At 72.2% G+C, this 19,994-nt stretch carries 10 protein-coding genes; 7 read left to right on the plus strand and 3 right to left on the minus strand.

The window, feature by feature from the left end; translation table 11 throughout:
- The first annotated feature begins 142 nt into the window (after positions 1-142).
- The 7 genes from ACIQK6_RS27080 to ACIQK6_RS27110 all read left to right on the plus strand — a co-directional run bounded on the left by ACIQK6_RS27080 (position 143) and on the right by ACIQK6_RS27110 (position 14,577).
- On the plus strand, positions 143-1,291 hold the full coding sequence (locus ACIQK6_RS27080) for a glutamate--cysteine ligase (RefSeq protein ID WP_329108256.1): 1,149 nt from the start codon (positions 143-145) through the stop codon (positions 1,289-1,291).
- 400 nt (positions 1,292-1,691) lie between these two features.
- Positions 1,692-3,038 (plus strand): MFS transporter, encoded by a 1,347-nt coding sequence (locus ACIQK6_RS27085; RefSeq protein ID WP_329106632.1) that lies wholly within the window; start codon positions 1,692-1,694, stop codon positions 3,036-3,038.
- Positions 3,039-3,144: 106 nt separating this feature from the next.
- A complete protein-coding gene (locus tag ACIQK6_RS27090) occupies positions 3,145-4,434 on the plus strand; it encodes a condensation domain-containing protein (RefSeq protein ID WP_402695620.1) in 1,290 nt (429 codons plus the stop codon).
- Positions 4,435-4,733: 299 nt separating this feature from the next.
- The gene (locus ACIQK6_RS27095; RefSeq protein WP_402695621.1) at positions 4,734-7,895 is read left to right on the plus strand and encodes an amino acid adenylation domain-containing protein; all 3,162 of its coding nucleotides are present in this window, start codon (positions 4,734-4,736) and stop codon (positions 7,893-7,895) included.
- A complete protein-coding gene (locus ACIQK6_RS27100) occupies positions 7,895-9,793 on the plus strand; it encodes a non-ribosomal peptide synthetase (RefSeq protein WP_329106638.1) in 1,899 nt (632 codons plus the stop codon). The genes ACIQK6_RS27095 and ACIQK6_RS27100 overlap by 1 nt, the downstream gene beginning before the upstream one ends.
- A gap of 1 nt (position 9,794) precedes the next feature.
- On the plus strand, positions 9,795-11,630 hold the full coding sequence (locus ACIQK6_RS27105; RefSeq protein ID WP_329106640.1) for a non-ribosomal peptide synthetase: 1,836 nt from the start codon (positions 9,795-9,797) through the stop codon (positions 11,628-11,630).
- Positions 11,620-14,577 (plus strand): condensation domain-containing protein, encoded by a 2,958-nt coding sequence (locus tag ACIQK6_RS27110; RefSeq protein WP_329106642.1) that lies wholly within the window; start codon positions 11,620-11,622, stop codon positions 14,575-14,577. Before ACIQK6_RS27105 ends, ACIQK6_RS27110 begins: the two co-directional genes overlap by 11 nt.
- Before the next feature lie 132 nt (positions 14,578-14,709).
- On the opposite strand, the gene ACIQK6_RS27115 is transcribed toward ACIQK6_RS27110, so the two are convergent.
- From ACIQK6_RS27115 to ACIQK6_RS27125, 3 genes are all read right to left on the minus strand, one after another.
- On the minus strand, positions 14,710-15,798 hold the full coding sequence (locus ACIQK6_RS27115; RefSeq protein ID WP_329106644.1) for an alpha/beta hydrolase-fold protein: 1,089 nt from the start codon (positions 15,796-15,798) through the stop codon (positions 14,710-14,712).
- A 297-nt stretch (positions 15,799-16,095) separates the two neighbouring features.
- The gene (locus tag ACIQK6_RS27120; protein WP_329106646.1) at positions 16,096-16,353 is read right to left on the minus strand and encodes a hypothetical protein; all 258 of its coding nucleotides are present in this window, start codon (positions 16,351-16,353) and stop codon (positions 16,096-16,098) included.
- A gap of 680 nt (positions 16,354-17,033) precedes the next feature.
- The gene (locus ACIQK6_RS27125; protein ID WP_402695622.1) at positions 17,034-17,924 is read right to left on the minus strand and encodes a hypothetical protein; all 891 of its coding nucleotides are present in this window, start codon (positions 17,922-17,924) and stop codon (positions 17,034-17,036) included.
- Positions 17,925-19,994 lie beyond the last annotated feature (2,070 nt).

Genomic DNA, 19,994 nt, shown 5'->3' on the forward strand with positions numbered 1-19,994 from the left:
CGCGCCTCGCCCGCGGAGCCCCCGCCACCTGCTGTTCTGTAGATCTCGGTCCGGCGGATTGCCTTCCGCATATCCACGGCGAGCCCGGGCAGACGCTGACCACCGATCGGTGGCACAGGACGACGAGGCGATGGGCGATTGCATGCGAAGCGTGGGCGTGGAGGAAGAGCTGCTGCTGGCGGACGCGGACAGCGGGGAGCCGCTGGCCGTGTCGGGAGCCGTGCTCGCCGAAGCCGACCGCGCCGCCGCAACCGCCGGTGCGGCGGACGGAAAGGACCCCGGCCACACTTTCGAGGCGGAGCTCCAGGAGGAGCAGGTCGAGTTCGGCACGAGACCGGTGACGGAGATGGGCGAACTGCAGGAGGAGATCCTCCGGTGGCGCGCCGAGGCGGCCCGGCACGCCGCGGCGGCCGGTGCGGTCGTGGCGGCGATCGGCACCTCACCGTTGGTCGTCCGCCCCTCGATGTCCCCCGGACACCGCTACGAGTGGGTGTCGCGGCAGTTCGGCATGACCGCCCAGGAGCAGCTGACCTGCGGCTGTCACGTCCACGTGTCGGTGGAGTCGGACGAAGAGGGGGTGGCCGTACTGGACCGCATCCGGCTCTGGCTGCCCGTACTGACCGCGATGAGCGCAAACTCCCCGTTCTGGCAGGGGGAGGACACCGGCTACGGCAGCTACCGCAGCCGGGTCTGGAACCGGCTGCCGGCCGCCGGGCCGGTGGACGTCTTCGGCTCCGCCGACCACTACCACGCGGAGGTGCGGGCCATGGTCGAGTCGGGCGTGCTGCGCGACACGGGGATGGTCTGGTTCGACGCGCGGCTGTCCGCGTCCTACCCGACGGTGGAGGTCAGGGTCGCGGACGTGTGCCTCGACGCGTCGACCCCCGTCCTGCTGGCCGCCCTCGTACGCGCCCTGGTGGAGACCGCGGCCCGGGAGTGGCGAGCCGGTGAGCCTCCGGCGAGGGTCAGCACCGGGCTGCTCCGGCTCGCGTCGTGGCAGGCGGGCCGCTCGGGACTGGACGGTCCCTTGTTGCACCCCGAAACACTGCGGGAGACCGCGCCCGAGGTCGCCGTCGACGCGCTCTACCGGCACGTCGGCGAGGCCCTGGCCGACTCCGGCGACGAGGAGTTCGTGCGGGCCGCGATCGCCGGCCTCCTGGAGCACGGGAACGGCGCGCGCGTCCAGCGGAGCCTGCTGCGGTCGGAGGGGGACCTGGCCTCGGTCGTCCGGCACTGCGCGCGCCGGACCACGGCCGGCATCGACCGGGCGGCCCGGGACCTGCCGCGCTGACGGGGAGCAGGCGGCAGGGGGCGGTCCGGGTGGCTTCCCGGGCCCGCCCGACCGTCAACTGGCCGCACTCCGCCGCCGCTTGGGACGCGAGTTCGTCCGGTGGCGTTCATAACTGACGGAACGGGTGCCTCCGCGGGGGTGTGATCACAGGTGACCCTTTTCGGTCAGGATGGAACCAGTTACTCAAGGTAAGGGGCATCGTTCGGCTCCTCACCGCGCCCCCCTGTCCCCCCTTGTCTCACCTGCCCCACGTGTCACACGCAATCGGCAGCAATTAACGCGGCTGTACCCAGGATGGTGCGAAAGATTTCCCGATCTGTGTCCACACGGCCGCAAAACAAGTCCGAAAGTGACAGGTTTGCTTTGACTCCTGGGCGATGGATCCGTGAATGTCGTTCACATGTCCGACACATCTCGAGCCGCCACCGGTGGCCCTATGCGCTTGCGCGACTTCCGACTGTTACTCGCGGGAGCCGCCACCGGACAGTTCGGTGCACAGGTGACACTGGTGGCGCTGCCCCTCGTGGCCGTCCTCGAACTCGACGCTCCCGCCTTCCAAGTGGGCCTGCTGACCGCCGCGGAGACCGCCGCCTTCCTGCTCGTCGGGCTGCCCGCCGGGGCACTCACCGACCGCATGCGCAAGCGGCCCCTGATGATCCGCGCGGACCTGGTGCGCGCCGTGGCCATGGCCAGCATCCCCGTTGCCGCGCTCGCCGACGTCCTGACCATGGCCCAGCTGTACGCCGTCGCGCTCGTGACCGGCGTGGCGACCGTGTTCTTCGACGTCGCCCATCAGAGCTACCTGCCGCAGATCCTGCCCCGTGACCAACTCGTGGCCGGCAACGGCGCACTGGAGACCGTCCGTTCCACCGCCCAAGTGACCGGCCCCGGTATCGGCGGCGGCCTGGTCCAGCTCGTCGGAGCGCAGTTCGCGGTCATCGTCGACGCCATCGGCTACGTGCTCTCCGCCCTCTTCCTCCTGCGCATCGAGCGGGCCGAGGAAGCGCCCGAGCCCGCTGCTGCCGGAGGCTCCCTGCGCAAGGAGATCGGCGAGGGCCTCCGCTTCGTCTTCGGCCATCCGCTGCTCCGCGTCATCGCCCTCACGACCGGCCTCGCCAACTTCTCCACGGCGGTCCTCATGGCGACACAGACCGTGCACCTGGTCCGTGTCGTCGGCCTGGAGGCCGGCGGGCTCGGGCTGGTGCTGTCCGCGTCGGCCGTAGGAGGGCTCCTGGGTGCCCTGTGCGCCGGACGCATCGCCAACCGACTGGGGCAGGGCCGGGTCATCCTCCTGTCGCTCCTCGTGACCGGCCCGTTCGCACTGCTGTGGCCGCTGTCCGGGCACGGCGTCGCCGGAGCGGTCCTCTTCGCCGCCGGATCGGCGGTCGTCTCCTTCGGCGCCGTCGTCTACAACGTCGCCCAGGTCAGCTTCCGCCAGGGGATGTGCCCACCACGGCTGCTCGGCCGGATGAACGCCACCCTGCGCTTCCTCATGTGGGGCACCTTGCCGCTGGGCGCGCTCCTCGGCGGAGCCCTCGCCCAGTCCTACGGGTCGCGCACGGCACTCGCCTGGTGCGCCGTCGGCATCCTCGCCGTACCGCTGCCGCTGCTGTTCTCCCCGCTGCGCCGGATGCGGGACCTGCCCGGTCCGCCGGACGACGGTGGCGCCGACGCCACCGACGGGACACCGCGGGACACGACCTCCGCCGGAGGCGACGAACGGCCGGCCCCCGCACCCACCGCCTGACCACCGCCCGACCACCGTTCGGCGAGCGGGGACGACCCCTGAGCGCGCACCGCGCCCGCCGCCACACCGTTCCGCGAGCGACCGCGGCCACGACGAAGAGGACCACGTGCTCAGCATCACGAGTCAGTACCTGGCCCGCTACCGGCGCCTCGCCGGCGACTGGTCCGACACCCTGCTGCCGGTCACCGGAGCACAGCGCCGCTTCCTGCTGGTGCGTTCGCTGGACCCGTCCGGACGCCCCGACGTGGTGCCGATGTTCTTCGCGTTCCCGTCCGCAACCGTCGACCCCGAACGCCTGCGGGCAGCGGCATCCAGGCTCGCCGCACGGCACACCGTCCTGCGCTCACGGCCCGACGTCGTCCGCGGCACACCCGTCCTGCGCGTCGCCGATCCGGACGTCACCGTGACCCGATCGGCCCTCGTACCGGGGGAGTCGCCCGCCGACGGGCTCCGTCGCGCGCTGGCCTCCTGGGACGCGCAGGGTCCCCCCTTGCGGCTCTTCCTCGTACACGACGAGCAGCGCGAGGAGGACATCCTCGCCGTCGCCCTGGACCACGCCGTCTGCGACGGCCGTTCACTGGCACGGATCGTCGACGAACTCGGCGCCGCGTACGGCGAGGAAGCCCCCAGACCCCAGGTAGAACCGGAGGAGACGGAAGCCGAACTCGCCGCCTACCGGGACGCGGTCCTGAGTCAACTCGCCGCCGAGGAAAGGGCGGAGACGCCCGAAGCGGCCGCGTACTGGGCGGACCGGCTGCGCGCGCTGCGCGCCCACGCCCCGGCCCCCCGTCCGGCGCGCGTGCCCGAGGGCGCATGGCCCAGCGGCGCCGCGCAGGCCCGGCTGCCCGCGCACGACGGTGGCGTGTCCTTCCCCGGGCTGCTCGACGCCTGCCGCTCCGCCGCCCGCGAGCTGTACGGCCCCGGCCGCGCGGTCCCGCTCGGCTACCCGTGGGGCGGCCGTCCCACGGGAGCGGAACCGGTCGTCGGTTGCTTCCTCAACACCCTCGTCTTCCCCACCTACACCGGCCACGGACCCGGCCCGGAAGTGACCGCCGACGCGTGGTGGGACGACCTCGACCGGGCCGACGTACCGTTCGACGCGGTCGTGACCGCGGCGCGGGCCGCCGGCTCGGCCTGGACGGGAGGCCTCGACGGACTGCTCACCGTGGACGACGACAGCCGTCGCCCGCCCCTGACGCTCGCCGGCGTCGAGGGACGGGAGGTCCACGTCGACGGCAGACCGGTTCGCGGTCCCTTCGCCGTCTCCGTCACCCAGGGAGCGGAGATCCGCGTGCAGATGGCGTGGGACCGGGCGGTGTTCGACGACGAGACCGCGCACCGGGCGTTCGACGCGCTCAGCCGGGCGCTGCGCCCCTCGGAGCACACCACGCAGTGACCCCGTCGCCCGGACGCCGCCGAAGGCTCCGGGAACGACGCGCACCCGTGACCTCCCGCCACACCACCGACCCGCGGCCACCGCGCACCGGTGCCCACGCGCAACCGCAGCGCTCGGCACCCGGCACCCGGTACCGCAGCGCAGCCCACGCGGCCGTGCACCCCGAACTCCCCCACGGCATCCCCCCACGGCCCCACCCGTGGAACGCGGCACCGCGCGACCCGCGAAGCCGCCCGCACGACCACCGGACACGACCGTGACCGGCACGGAGACCGACCCGACAACCTCAGGGATCGCCCATGCTTCCCCTCTCCTCCTCGCAGGAGATCGTCTGGCTGCACGAGCAGATGCAGCCCGGCAGTCGCGCCTACAACTTCACCGCTTCACTGGACCTGTGGGGCACCCTCGACAGCGAGGCGCTGCGCCGGGGGCTCGAAGCCACCTTGGCCCGCCACCCCGGCCTGCGGCTCGAACTCGTCGCCTCCACCGGGTCGGTACCGGCGCAGCGGGTCGCGCAGCAGTGCGCGCCGCGACTGCGCACGGTCGACCTCAGCACCGAGGAGGACCCCGACGCGGCCTTCGCCCGTCTCCTGCGCACCGAGGCCGAGACACCGCTCGACACCTTCGAGGCACCGCTCATCCGCTGGACGCTCGTGCGACTGGCCGAGCGCCACCACCGCCTGATCCACGTCGAGCACCACCTGATCCACGACGGGCACTCCTTCGCGATCCTGCTCGACGACGTCTTCCGCGTATACCGCGCCCACGTCCTCGGCGAAACCCTGGAGCTCCCGACCGCCTCCTCCTACGCGGACCACGTCCAGGAGCGGGCCGAGGCCGCGTACGCCCCCGCATCGCTCGACTTCTGGCGGGCCGAACTGCGCGACCAGCAGCACGACCTGCCGCTGCCCGGTCTGACCCGCCCCGGCGCCCGGCGCAAGCACCACGGCGGACAGCTGCGCCAGACGATCGGCGCGGATCTCGCCGAACGCCTGCGCACGCACGCCCGCGAACGCGGACTCACCCCCTTCTCCACGCTCCTCGGACTCTTCGCCGAACTCCTGCGCCGGCACAGCGGCCGCTCCCGCATGGTCATCGGCACCGCCGTCGGCAACCGCCCCCTCGGCTACGAGGACGCCGTGGGCATGTTCGTCAACACCATCCCACTGCCGCTCGTCCTAGACGGCGCGGCCCCCGCCCAGGACGCCATGGACGAGGTCACCGACACCCTCATCCGGGCCCTGCCGCACCAGGACGTACCGGTCCAGGAGCTGACCCGGGCGCTCGGCATGCATACCTCCGGCGCCGACAACCCGCTCTTCTCGGTCATGTTCAGCGCCCACGACGCACCGCTGCCCGAGATCGACGTGCCCGGTCTCGACATCACCCTCTTCGAGGGCTTCAACACCGGCACCACCCGCTTCGACCTCGACGTGGTCCTGCTCCCGGACGACCGGCGCGGCGTCACCCCGCGCCACGGATCGCCCGGTATGACGTTGGTCTGGGACTACGACATGGACCTCTTCGGCGAAGACGTCGCCCGTCTCGTCTCCGGCCGCTTCCTGGACCTGCTGCGCGCCTACCTCGACAGCCCCGAGACTCCGCTGGCCGACCTGCACCCGACCGTCGCGGAGCCGGCCGCCGCGCCCGTGCCCGTCCCCGCCGACCGCGATCCGCTGGACCCGGTGGCCGCGCACCACCCGTCGCTGCCCGCCCTGCTGTGCGGCGCCCGCCGCCTCACCTACGGCGAACTCGACGAACGCGTCGGCTCGCTCGCCGAGCGACTGAAGGCCGCCGGTGTGACCCCCGGTCGGCCGGTGGCCGCGGTCCTGCCCAGGGGGACCGAATCGGTCGTCGCCCTGCTCGCCTGCCTGCGGACCGGCGCCGTCTACTGCCCGCTCTCCCCGTCCGACCCGCCGGCCCGGCTCGGACTGCTGCTGGAACGGCTCGCTCCCGCGCTCGTCCTCATCGGCGACGCCACCCCGGCCCTGCCCGAAGCACTGCCGACCGCCCGGATCGACGCCCCGGTACTGCCGTCCGCGCACGGAACCACCGAACTTCCCGGCACGGCGTACGTCATCCACACCTCCGGATCCACCGGCACGCCCAAGCCCGTCGCCGTCGGTCCCGAGGCACTGGTGCACCACATGACGGCGACCGCCGACCGGTTCGGCCTCACCACCTCGGACCGGGTCCTGATGTTCGCCCAGCCGTCCTTCGACGTGGCGCTCGAGGAGGTGCTGCCGACCCTGCACGCCGGTGCGTGCCTGGTCCTGCCCGAGCACGAGGTACCCACGGGCGCGGAGCTCGCCGAACTGCTGACGTCCGCCCGGGTCACCGTCGCCAACCTGCCCACCAGCTACTTCCTCGCCACCCGCGAGGACCTGCGTCCCGCCCTGCGCGACGAGAGCTGGACGCCCAGGCTCCTGGTCCTCGGCGGCGAGCGCCTTCCCGTGGAGGCACTGCGCGGTGTCCTCGCCGACACCGACGCCACCGTGCTCAACGCGTACGGCGTCACAGAGGCGGCCATCAGCTCGACCGTCCACGAGATCTCCCGCGACGCCCTCGCCGAGGGGTCCGAGATCCCCCTGGGCACCGAGCTCCCGGGCGAGCGGGTCCACGTCCTGGACGCCCACCACCGCCCGCTGCCGTCCGGCGCCGTCGGCGAACTCGCCGTTGCCGGACCCGGGCTCGCCCAGGGCTACGCGGGCAACGCGGAGGCGACGGCCGCCCGGTTCGTCCACGTCGAGGCACTCGACGGGCAGCGCGTCTACCTCACCGGGGACCTCGGCTACCGTGGTCTGGACGGCCTGCTCTACTTCCTCGGGCGGCGCGACCACCAGATCAAGCTGCGCGGTCACCGCATCGAGCTGGAGGAGATCGAGGCGGCCGCCTCCGCAGTGCTGGGCGGCCGGTCCTGCGCCGTCGTACTGGACCGGGAGGGCCCCGGCGGGCCCCGGCTCGTCGGCTTCCTCGAAGACGGGGCAGAGGGCGCGGCCTTCGACGAGAAGGCCCTGCACGCCGAGCTGAGCCGCCGCCTGCCCGGCCCCCTCGTGCCCGCCCGGTGGGCACGGCTGGACAACATGCCGACCCTCGCCGGCGGCAAGCCCGACCGTACGGCACTGTCCCGCCGGGCCGCGGCGCTCGACCCCGACGAAGCCACGGCAACGCCCGAGCCCGGAACCAGCTCCGAGCCCGGCGCGGCCCCCACGGACGTGTCCGACGATCCGATGACGGCCTTGCTCACCGAAGGCTGGCGCACGGTCCTCGGCCACAGCCGGTTCGACGCCCGCTCCCACTTCTTCCACAGCGGGGGCCATTCCCTGCTGGCGGCCGAGCTGGCCGCCTGGCTGGAGCCCCGGCTGGGCACGCGCCCGCCGCTGAAGGTGCTCTTCCGCAACCCCGTGCTCGCCGACCAGGCCGATGCCCTCGCCACCACCGCCCTTTCCACGGAGTCGTGATGACCCAGTCCCCGATCGCAGTCGTCCTTCCCGCGACGCCCACCGACACCGGACCCGCGCTGAGCGTCGCCCACGGTCCCTCCGCCGAACCGACCGGAGTGCTCGCCCACTTCGAGGAATGGGCCCGGCGCACCCCGCAGGCCCCGGCAGTGATCGACCGCACACAACTCTGGACGTACCAGGACCTCGACGCGGCGGCCGAGCTGGTCGCCGCGGACCTGGCCGACCGCGTCCGCCCCGGTGACCTGGTCGGCGTCTGCCTCGACCGGTCCACCGCCCTGGTGGTGACCGCCGTCGCGCTCGCCCGGCTCGGCGCCGTCTACCTACCGCTCGGCCCCCGCCCCGGCGAGCGCCGCATCCAGGCCGTCACCGAGGACCTCGACGTCACCTGCCTCATCGGCGACCCCGGCGTCCTGCCCGCGGAACACCGCAGCGGGGAGCACGTCCCGCTGCCGCTGCCCACCGGCGGTGTCAACGCCCCCACCACCGCGGTGGCGGCCTTCGCCGACTCCGTCCGAGGCGTCCGGCGCGCACCCCGAGGAGCCTTGTACGCCGTCCTCACCTCCGGTTCCACCGGCCGCCCCAAGGCGGTCGCCGTGGCCGAGTCCTCGCTGTCCGTCGCCCTCGACTGGTACCGGGCCGAGACCGGCCTCGCACCGGGCGACCGCCAGTCCCTGCTCATCGGCGTCGCGTTCGACCCGCACCTGCTCGAACTGTGGGCCGCCCTGACCTCGGGTGCCGCCCTCGTCCCGGCCCCGGACGACACCCGCTGGGACTCGCACGTACTCACCGACTGGTGGCGTGACACCGGCCTCACCCACGCCGTGGCGGCCACTCCCACCGTCGAACCGCTCCTGGACCGGCCCTGGCCGCAGGGCCTGAAGCTGCGTCACCTCGTCGTCGGCGGCGACCGCATGCGCCGCCGCCCCGGCGCCGACGTCACCGCGACCGTCCACAACGCCTACGGCCCCGCGGAAGCTACCGTCGTCACCACCACCCATACCATGCGCGGCACCGACCCGGAAGCCGGCGACCCGACCCCGCCCCCCATCGGCACCGCACTGCCGGGCGTCACCCTCGTCGTCACGGACGACGGGGGCCGCCCCGTCGCCCGCGGGCAGGAGGGCGAACTGCGCATCGGCGGCCACTGCCTGGCGCTCGGCTACCTCGACCCCGAACTCACCGCCCGCCGGTTCACCTCGCCCGCGCCGGAACCGGCACTGCCGGAGATCGACCGCCTCTACCGCACCGGCGACCGGGTACGGATGAACGCCGACGGCAGCCTGGACTTCCTCGGCCGCCTCGACGACCAGGTGAAGATCAGCGGCGTGCGGATCGAACCGGTCGAGGTGGAAGCCGCCTTCGAGCATGACCCCCGGGTGCGCACCGCCGTCGTCACCGTGCTGCGCGACAGCTCCGGCCACGGCCGCCTCGTCGCCCACGTACGGCCCGCCGACGGCGTCGAACCCACGGCGGGGGACCTCCTCGACGCCGTCCGGTCCTGGCTTCCCGAGCAAGCCGTCCCCACCGCCGTACGGATCGTCGACGGCTTCCCGCTCGACGCCAACGGCAAGGTGGACCGGCCGGCCCTGGCAGCCCGGGCCACCGGCGCACCCCGGAGCGCCACCACGGACGAGCCCGCAGATGCCACCGCCTCCGCCTCCGAGCTGCTCGTGCTGGGGGCGCTGCGCGACCTCCTCGGCCGGCCCGGCATCGGCCTCGACGACCACTTCACCGACGCCGGCGGCACCTCCGTCGTCGCCGCACGACTGCTGGCAACCGTCGAACGCGAGACCGGCGTGCGCCTGCGCGCCCCCGAGCTGCTGCGCAGCACCGACCTGCGCGCCTTCGCCGCCCTCCTCGACCAGCGCCGGACCCCGCGCCCGGAAGGAGCCTGACATGACACCCACCACCCTGCGGCCCGCCGCCCCGGCGACCGCCCTGCCGGCACTCGTCGCGCGGCACGCCGAACTCACCCCCGACGCCCTCGCCGTCGTGGACGGCGACACCACCCTCACCTACGGCCGACTCCTCCAGGCCGGCCACGCCCTCGCGGCACACCTGCGCACGCAGGACGTGGCTCGCGGCGACCGGGTGGCGCTCCTGACGGCGCGGTCGTCCCGCACGGTCGTGGCGCAGCTCGGGCTGTGGCTGGCGGGAGCCGCGTGCGTGCCGCTCGATCCCGCCCAGCCCCGCCCGCGTACCGAGGCGATGATCGCCGACGCGGAGGTGACGCTCACCATCGGCGACGCGAAGCTGCTGGACGCGGCCGCACTCCCCGGCCCCGTCCTCGCCCTGCCCGAGGAGCCGCTCACGACCGGTCGACCGGTCGACGAGTCCGACCCGGACAGCCCGGCATTCATCATGTTCACCTCCGGATCCACCGGCCGCCCCAAGGGCGTCCTCGTACCGCACCGGGCCATCACCGAGCTGGTCACCGCGCCCGACTACGTCACCCTCACCGGCCGCGACCGCGTCCTGTTCCACTCGCCGATGACCTTCGACGCCTCCACGTTCGAGGTCTGGGGCGCGCTCGCGGGCGGCGCCGCGGTCGTCGTCTGCACCGAGCAGCGGCCGTCCTTGGAGGACCTCGCCCGGCACGTCGAACGGCACGGCGTGACCGTGGCCTTCTTCACCACGGCCCTCTTCCACCAGCTCGCCGCACGTCGCTCCCGCGTCTTCGCCCAGCTCCGATCGGTCGTCGTGGGCGGCGAGGCGATGGCCGCCGCGCCGGCCCGTGAAGTGCTCACCGCCTTCCCCTGGCTGGAGCTCGTCAACGGCTACGGGCCGACCGAGACCACCACCTTCGCCACCGCCCACCGGGTCACCGGGCAGGACTGCGCCGGGCCGATACCGATCGGCAGGCCCATCGCAGGGGCCACCGCGCACGTCCTGGACGCCGAAGGGCACCCGGTCGCCGACGGTGACCGCGGCGAACTGTGGATCGGCGGCAGCAGGCTCGCCCACGGGTACACGGGCCTGCCCGCACTCACGGCCGAACGCTTCGTCGAGCATCCCGCCGCCGCCGGCGAGCGGCTCTACCGCACGGGCGACATCGTCTCCCTCAGGCCCGACGGCATCCTCCACTTCCACGGCCGCAACGACGACCAGGTGAAGATCCGCGGCTTCCGCATCGAACCGGCCGAGGTCGAACACGCCCTCCGTGAGCAGCCGGACGTGGACGACGCTGCCGTCGCCGTCGACGTCGCCGGCACCCCCGGGGCCCGCCTCGTCGCGTTCGTCGTCCCCGCGCCCGGCCCCGTACCGCACGGCGCGGCACTGCGCGAGCGGCTCACCGCAGTCCTGCCCGCCCACCTGGTTCCCGACACGGTCACCGTGCTGGAGCGGCTGCCCCTCACCCCGGCCGGCAAGGTCGACCGCCGCGCCCTCGCCGCACGCGCGCACACCGCCGAGAGCCCGCCCGCCGACGAGCCGGCGGCGCAGATGACACCGCTGGAACAGGCCGTCGCCGAGGTGTGGAGCCAGGCCCTGGGCGTCGAGGTCACGCGCGCCGACGACGAGTTCCTCCTCCTCGGCGGCCATTCCCTCCTCGCCCTCGCTGTCACCGACGACCTGCGCGAGGAACTCGGTGTGGAACTCTCCCTCGCCGAGTTCTTCGCCGCCCCGACCGTCGCAGCCCAGGCCGCGCTGGTCGAACGCGCACTCCTGGCCGCCCACGCAGACCTCCACCCCGAGACCGAGACCGAGACCCCGGAGCACAGCGATGTCCACTGACACCGACTCCGCGGCCCGCGGCAGCCGGCAGCAACTCCAGCAGGAGCTGCTGCGCCGGGCCCGCGCCGGAACCGCCCGCCGCGCGACGGCCGGAGCCGAGCCGATCTCCGGCGCGGGCACCGGCCAGGACGGCCACGCATCCCAGACCGAAAGCGCCCCCCTCTCCCGCGCCCAGCGCCGCATGTGGCTGATGGAGCGGCTCGGCGGCGCGGGCGACTCGTACCACGTACCGTTCGCCACCCGGGTACGCGGTCCGTTCGACGTGGCCGCGTTCGCCACCGCCCTCACCCGGCTGGTGGCCCGGCACGGCATCCTCCGCACCCGCTACGCGGAGCGCGCGGGCGAGCCCCACCAGGAGGTGCTGCCCACGCCGCGGACGGTCCCCGTGCACGTGGTCGACGCCGGCCCGACGGACGCCCCGGACCTGCTGCGGCGCGAGTCGGCCCGGCCGTTCGACCTCGCGGCCGGCGACGCGGTACGGGCCCTCGTCCTGCGCCACGGCCCGCAGGACCACACCGTGCTGCTGACGTTCCACCACATCGCCGTGGACGGAGCCTCACTGGAGACCGTGGCCACCGAGCTCGCCGTCCTCTACACGGCGGCCACCGACGGAACGGGTCGACACGCGCTCGCCGCACCGCCGCAGTACGCCGACCACGCACGCCGCGAGCACGACGACCTGCCCGGCTTCGAGGCGGAACTGAACCGCTGGAGCGACCTACTGGCCGACGCCGCCCCGCCGCGCCTGCCCCGGCCGGCGGCGGCCGCACCCTCCACAGCGGCGCGCCCCGGTGCCGCGCACACCGTTCCGTTGGCGCCGGAGGTGCCGGATACCCTGCGGGCGCTGGGAGCACAGCGGCAGGCCACGCTCTTCGCGGTGTCCCTCACTGCGGCCTTCGCCGCACTGCACCGCCTCACCGGCGACGACGACCTCGTCATCGGCGTGGCGGGCACCCACCGCAGCGGAACCGCCATGCGCGGCCTGGTCGGCCTGTGCGTCAACACCCTGCCCGTACGGGTGGACGTCTCCGGCGACCCGTCCTTCGCCGAGCTGCTGCGCCGCGTGAGCGACGCGCTCCTCGAAGCCCAGCGCCACCGGCACATCCCCTTCGACCTGGTCCTCGAACGCCTCGGCGCCGGGGCCCGCGGCGCCGACGGCACCGCACTGGTCCGTGTCACCTCCGACGTCCTCGGCGAGCCGACGGTACTGCGGCTGCCGGGTACGACGGCCGAATACGTCGACATCCCCTCCGACGGCGCGAAGTTCACCCTGTCCTACGGCCTGCTCCCGGGCGACGACGGTGCACCGCCCCGGGCGCTCCTCCAGTACGACGCGAACACGCTGGACGACACCGTGGCGGAGGCGGCCGCACGGGACTACGCGGCCCTGCTCCACGCGGTCGCGGACGACCCGGAACTCGCCCTGAGCAAGCTGCCCCTCCCCGGTCCGAGCGGCGGCTCCGGCCCCGGGGACGGAGCCGACCGGGACGGCGACCGCCACCCGGCCGCGCAAGCCCTGCGCGCCCACCCGAGCGTGGCCGACGCCATGGTGGTCCAGCCCGAACAGGGGTCGTCCGTGGCCTATGTCGTCCTGCACGACAGCTTCGGCCCGTCCGGTCACGAACTGCTGGGCCTGCTGCGCCGGTCGCTCGCGCCCGGGGCCGTGCCCGCCACGGTCACGCTGCTCGACGCGCTGCCGCGCTCGGCCTCCGGGACGCTCGACCCCGCCCGGCTGCCAGGGCCGTCCCTACCGAGCGCCCCGTCCGGCCCGCGGGCCCGGGCGATCGAGGAGGGCTTCACCGCCGTGCTCGGCGTCGCCCCGTCGCCGGACGACGACTTCTTCGCCCTCGGCGGCCACTCCCTGAAGGCCGTGCAGCTCGCCGAACGGCTGCGTACGGACCTCGGCCTGCCGCTCACGGGCCTCGACGTGCTCCAGGCCCGCACCCCCCGGGCGCTGACCGTGCTCCTCGACGAACGGGCGGCGCAGCAGAGCGCCGCGAAGACCGTGAGCAGGCCGGCCCCCCGTTCCCGGGACGTTCGCCCGGGCACCGTGCTCGTCACCGGCGCGACGGGTGGCGTGGGCGCGTTCGTCGTACGTGAACTCGCCGCCCGGGGCCGTCCCGTGCTGGCCCTGGCCCGCCCCGAGTCCGCCCATCTGATCGCCACCGAGGGCGTCGACGTCATCGAAGGCGACCTCACCGACCTGGCCGAGCTGCGGGACGCCGTCGCACAGGCGGACGCGGTCGTCCACGCCGCCTGTACCTTCACCCGGCACGACGTGGACCTGGCGGCGATGGAGGCGATGGTCGACGCCTGGCGGCGCGGACCGTTCGTCTTCGTCAGCAGCGTCGACGCCTACGGGCATCCCGGGACGGACCGGGTCGCCGAGGAGTCGCCGCCCCACGAGCCCGTCAGCCCGTACGGGAGGGCCAAGCTCGATTGCGAGGCCATGGTGTTGCGCGCCGCGGGGACCGAGGGGCGCGGGGGCGCGAGCGCCGTACGGTCGCCGATCGTCTGGGGCGCGCACGACCGGCTGCGCGAACAGTTGCGCTGGGGCGCCCTCGGCACCCTCTACCAGTCCGCCCTCCAGGGCCGGCCGATCGACCTGCCGCGCCCCGGTACCGGCGGACACGACTGGTACGGAGCCGCCTGGGTGCACGCGGCCGCCCTGGCCCGTGCGGTGGCCGCGTGCCTGGAACGGCCCGTGCACGGAGTCGCCAACGCGTGCAGCGGCCACGTGTCCTGGCACGACCTGGCACAGGACCTCACGGAACTGCTCGGCTCCCGCGCGGACATCCGGGGGACCGGGGCGGTCCCGCGGGACCTCGATCACCGCTGGCACTACGACAGCGCCCGCCTGGCCCGTCCACTGCGCGCCCGCCCGGGAGAGGACCGGCGGACCGTACTGGCCGAGATGATCGACGCCATGCCACCCGACAACGGCTGACACACCGCGTGCGCCCGGAGCCTCCAGGACACTCCGGGCGCACGCGGCGCACGGTCCGGTCGGCGGGGCCGCGGCTGAGGGCTTCCCGGTCGGGCGGCGCCCGGCCGTCAGGCCTGCGCACCCACTCGCCACCTATTGCGGTTTCGGGCCCTTCATCAACTTGCTGAGCTGTTCCAGGGGGCCCTCCGTCATGCCCCGGACGTAGTCCCAGCCGTTGTGGTCGCCGCCCTGGATCTCGTGGATCGTGACCTTGATCGGCTCCTTGCCGAACTGCTGCTGGAACTTCTCCATCCGGTCGCGCCCGCCCTCCTTGGTGCCGTACTGGAAGAGGATGTCGACCGCGGGGCCCTTGTCGTTGATCAGCTTCGGGGCGAGCTTTTCGGGGTTGTTCGCGTCCATTTCCGCCTGGTGGCCCTTCCAGAGCGGGGAGTCCGGGACGATCTCGCCGCCGTTGGCGATGACGGCCCGGAAGCGGTCCGGCTTCTGCAGCAGCTGTTTGAGGCCGACGAAGGCGCCGGAGGAGTTGCCCATGAAGGCCCAGCCGTCGCGGGACTTGTACGTACGGAAATTGGCCCGGGCGAGGTCGGGCACGTCCTCGCCTATCCACGTGCCCATCTTGGCCTGGCCGGGTATGTCGGAGCCGTCGTAGTAGTACTTGGCGTCCGGGTTGAGGATCGGCATGACCAGGATGAACGGGAGGCTCTTGCCGGCTGCGGCGCCTTCGGCAACGGCCTTCTGGAGACCCAGCTTCGGCATGGTCGCCCAGTAGTTGTCGGCGTTCCCGTTGCCTCCGGGCAGCGCGATCATGACGGGGAAGGCGCTCTTGGCGTACTCCGGGCGGTCGTATTCCTTGGGAGTCCACACCCAGACGCTGCCGTCGAAGCCGGACTTGGCGCCCTTCACGCGGGCCTTGGATATTCGGGTGCCGTCGTCCAGCTTGACCGTCTGCTTGAAGTCGGTGAAGGGCCCGGAGGGGAGGGAGACGTCCGGGTCCGCGCTCGGGGCGGAGGCCTGTTTCCCGCCGCCGGTCTCCTTGTTGCCGTCCGCAGGGGCAGCGGGCTTCCCGTAGCTGACGGACGCGCCGTTCCCGTCGAACCAGTCCGTCGTCCAGTAGATCAACCCGGCGCCGGTGCCGGCGAGCAGGGCCACCGCCACCCCGGACGCGATCCACACCTTCCTGCGGGATCGCCTGGGCTGCTGCGGCTGCGGGTACTCGTGCACGAACTTTGCTCCGAACGGGGCGGCTGCCCTCGGGCGGGCAGAACGGGTGGGTTCTCCTCTTTGGATGTGTTCTGGACCCGAAGGGTTGCAAAAAATGCGCAATTAATATCGTTCATATTTCAAATGAGCGCGTCCGTGTCGTTGCCCCACCGGCACGGACGCGACGTGCGAAGGACCGGCCACGCCCCCGCGCGACGGGAGGTCAGCCCCAGCGGGCCAGCGGCCCGCGGCGGGTTCGTCCGACAGACCCGAACTAGACGGCGCCGTGCGGTCGGGCCACGGGGGCCGGCTGCCGGTTCACCGTTGGTACTGCAGAGCGTCGGCACCTGCGGCGATGACCTCGGCGAGCCGGTTGGCGACGGCCGCGTTGCAGCCGCCGAGCCGCACGAAACCGTGGCTGGCCACCGGCCCGTCGTTGCACAGGGAGGGAAGGGTCATGCCGGCGAGCGCGAGCGCTGCCTGGAGATTGGTGACCGCGTCTTCGCCGTCCTGGTAGGCGGCGTCCTGAAGCCGCTTGTACTGCATCCGCTCGGCGTGGCTCAGTTCGTACACCATGGTTCTTGCCCTTCGGGGGAGGTGGGGGAAGTGTGAGGGGTGGGGCGCCGGAGCGCGTTGTGGATTCGTTCGGTTCGGTCCGTCGAGGTGCGGCCCGCGGCCCGGCCCGGCCCATGACCCATGGCCCCTGGGCGCACGGCTGCCACGGGTGCCGCGTCGCTCATCACCGAGCCGGCGCGTTCGCCGCAGATGACGGCGGGGCGCGGCGGTGCGGAACGACGTCCCGTTCGGACGTGCCGCGGCAGCCGGATGTCCGGAGTGCGGGCCAGGGCTCGGGTCACATCCCGGCGAACGGCCCGGACCTGGGCATGAACCGTTGGGTCAGTCTGCGCACGGCCCGTGACCATCGCTTTGGATCTTCGTTTCAAAGGTGCAGGCGAGCACCCTTGTGACGCGTGGGAAGGACGGGGTTGTCCAGGAAATTGGCGACTGTCACTGCCTCAGTTCTTCGCGGTCGCCCCGCACGGGACGTTCGGCCTCCGTGCGTCGTAGTCCGGCAGGGCCGTTCCCGTCGGCCCGCTCGCGCGGGAGCCCAACGGTCGGTCCCGCCGTGCTCGGCGTCAGCACCTCAGCCCGTCGGTACGGCACCGTTCGTCCCTTCGAAGCCCGAGCCGAGGGCCGTGGCCCTGGCCGGCACACCGGACGCCGCCGCACGAGACGCCGCCGCACGGGTACGACCGTCATGCGCCGTACCCGAACCTGCGACCGTTGGACGGAGAGCGGTTTTCCCTCCCGTCCGCCACGGAGTAGCCGGGACGGACACCGTCCGGGCCGCTGCGGGCCGTGGCCGTCTGCCCGGCCCCAAGGACGGATGTCGACGGGTTCCGGTGTCGGGGAGCGGCTTGGCGGGGCGGCCGCGTGAGCGTGATCTGACGGACCAGCTGCTGGAAGCAGGCCAGCGCCGCGACGGCGGGGAGCGCGGACGACATCTCCGCGGCGAGTGTTCTGGGTGCCTGGGCCACGCACAGGAGCGTCGCCAAGGTGGAGAACAGGAGGACGATCGCCCAGGAATGAACCGCACGGCGCTGGTGCAGCGCGGACCTGAGGATGGACAGCGAGGCGACCGTCCAGGGCCCGTAGATCAGCAGGGGCCACCAGCTCACCACTTCGCGGGCCGTGTGGAGTCCGGCGCTGTGGCGCAGGGCGTCGCAGATCGCCATCCCGCTGAGGACGCTCACCAGGGTGGCGATGATGGCGACCAGCACGGCGGTGAACAGGCTGCCCGTCTGCACCAGGGTCGCCACCGGCGTCCTCGACGAGCTCCGGCGGTGCCCGCTGGACGCTCTTTTGGCGGGTCGTTCGTTAGGGCTCTGCTTCAAGCCCGCGACGAGGCCGATGGTGCTGGTCGTGTCACCGGTGACGTCGTAGCTGGCGCGGGTGAAGGACTCCGGTTGTCCCGGTGCGGGATTCTCCTGGAGCAGGCTCGCGAGCTCTTCCACCGGATCCCACGGCAGGTGCGTCTCGCCCGACATGCCCAGCGTTTCCCCGTGCTCCGGCCGGTGCCAGGACATGGTGGTGGCCGGCTGCGGGTGGATGCCGTGGACGTCCGGGTATCCGTACGACTCATGCACGGGAGCGGCCGCCCGAGCGCTCGTCGACGGCCGTGGACGGTGCGGTGCTCCGCGACCTCCGGTCGAAGTCGACCTGGATCATTCTCATCGTATGAAGGAAGTCCTCGAGGACCGAGGACGAGTAACACAGATCGATTTCCAGGCCCTCGTCTTCCAGCGTCGCGTGCCTACTCTCGCTGCAGGCCGTTGATCCTGGAGTGAAAGTCCACTTTCCGAACCGGGTCGTCCCGGTGTGAAAACCGCCTCCCCCTTCGCCTTCTTCTGGAGGCCTGCGGAAGAAGAAGGGGGGCTTTGCTGTTGTCATATTCCATAAACGCTGTCGATGTTGGTCAGGGTATGCGCCATCCGGGTGATCGTGACGGATGGATAAGTATCGGCCCTGCTTCCAGTCGATTTTAGTAACGCGACAAGAGCTCAGCGGTCACGTCGTGTCGCGCCGCCAAGCCGCAGCTCAGGGAGGCGATGAGGGCGGGGTGACGTGGGCCGCGACGACTCCGGTGCGCACCGTGCGCCCGCCTGACGGCGCCGCCCGTGCATGACCGGATGCGTCAGCACGTGTCGTTGACTCGCCATATTTTCATCCCTCCATGTCGCTTCCCCGGCGTCGTACGGCCATGCGCCGCACATGAGCACGCCGGGCGCCGGCTCGCGCCGCCACTCATGGACTGATCATCGGTAAATCGACTGAGATGCCATTGCTGCGCATTGCTGCAATCGGAGGTCGAGGCGCAACTCTGCATATGCCTCTGCGTTATGCCGAACGGTCGACGGGGCTCAGATCGTGGGCCCCCTTGATCCTCTGCCTTCGAAAGGATCAGCTGTGGGACATCTTCTCCTGTGGATCGTGCTGCTCTCTGCCGCACTGGGTACAGGTTGCACTGCGTTCGCGTCATCAGGGACCGGCCGACTGTGGCGCGTGGACGCCCTCGAGTTGAGGCGCCAACAGCGGTTCGAGCACGTCCTGTCCTGTCATGTGGACGCCATTCGACTGTCTCGCGGGCAAGCCGCGGCGCAGGCGGAGGCATCTGTCGGAGCCTCGACCGGCCCCGTCGTGGAGCCGCTCCACGTCGTTCACGAGCCGTACTGGCCCCTCTGCTCCCCAGTGGGCCGCGTGATGCCGACGTCCGGCGACGAAGGTCAGAGCTTGCGATAGGCATTCGATGCTACTGCCGTACGGTAATGAGCCGATGATCTCGGGCGGAATGCCGCGCAATTCCCCACGTCGGCAGGGTGGGCATTCGATTGAAAGAGCAACTGTTAACGTCGAATCCTTAAAAACCCCGGCAATCTGCACATCGTCGATAGTGTAAAAACCCCGGCAATTCGTACATTGCCGAATCGCGGCGCCCTAGCCTCCGTCTGTACCGTCCGCACCGTCGACGGTCTCCGTAATTCCCGTTCGACGCACCTCCGTACTAGCGCTGACGCAAAGGGCGGGAAATACCCAAAATAAAAAAAATATCATCCTCTATTCCTGTTCCGTGCGGCCGAGGAGTAACTGATTTCGTGAAGGGACATGAGCATGGCTCCTGTGGTGACTTATCGGATCGAGGCTCTTGGTCGGCTGTGCGACACCGTCTCCGGAGGGCTGCCGCCCGAGCGGTGAGAACGGCCCGGGCCGCGCTGATGCGCGTGACCCGACACCTCGCCGAGGCGGTCACTCCGCCCGGCGAGAAGGGACCGATACGAGTACTCCAGGACGAATACAGGGCCGGCTTCCCCCTGCCCATGCCTCATCGAGCGAGCGCCCCGAGCGACCCCCACGGATGTCCGTGGTGCTTCGCCCTCGGAAACCCCGACCCTCCCGTCCGGCCCGACCCCGAGTGCTGAACGCCAGCAGGTCTCGGGCAGGACGGCCCTGCGGCAACGAGGCGGCCGTGCTCTCAGCTGCCCGCGTCATTGACCACGGACGTCGTTGATGCGCTGCAGGTCTTGGACGTGGCGAAGACCTCCGGTGCGGTGGGAGCTGCTGAGGAACTCACCGCGCCGAGGCCTTCTTGTTCCACCGTAGTGCCCTGCTGGCCGTCTTCGCTAGGCGCCTGCTGGTCGGTGTCGGCGCACGCGGGGGGC

The organism is Streptomyces sp. NPDC091682, assembly GCF_044756625.1.
Lineage (GTDB): Bacteria > Actinomycetota > Actinomycetes > Streptomycetales > Streptomycetaceae > Streptomyces.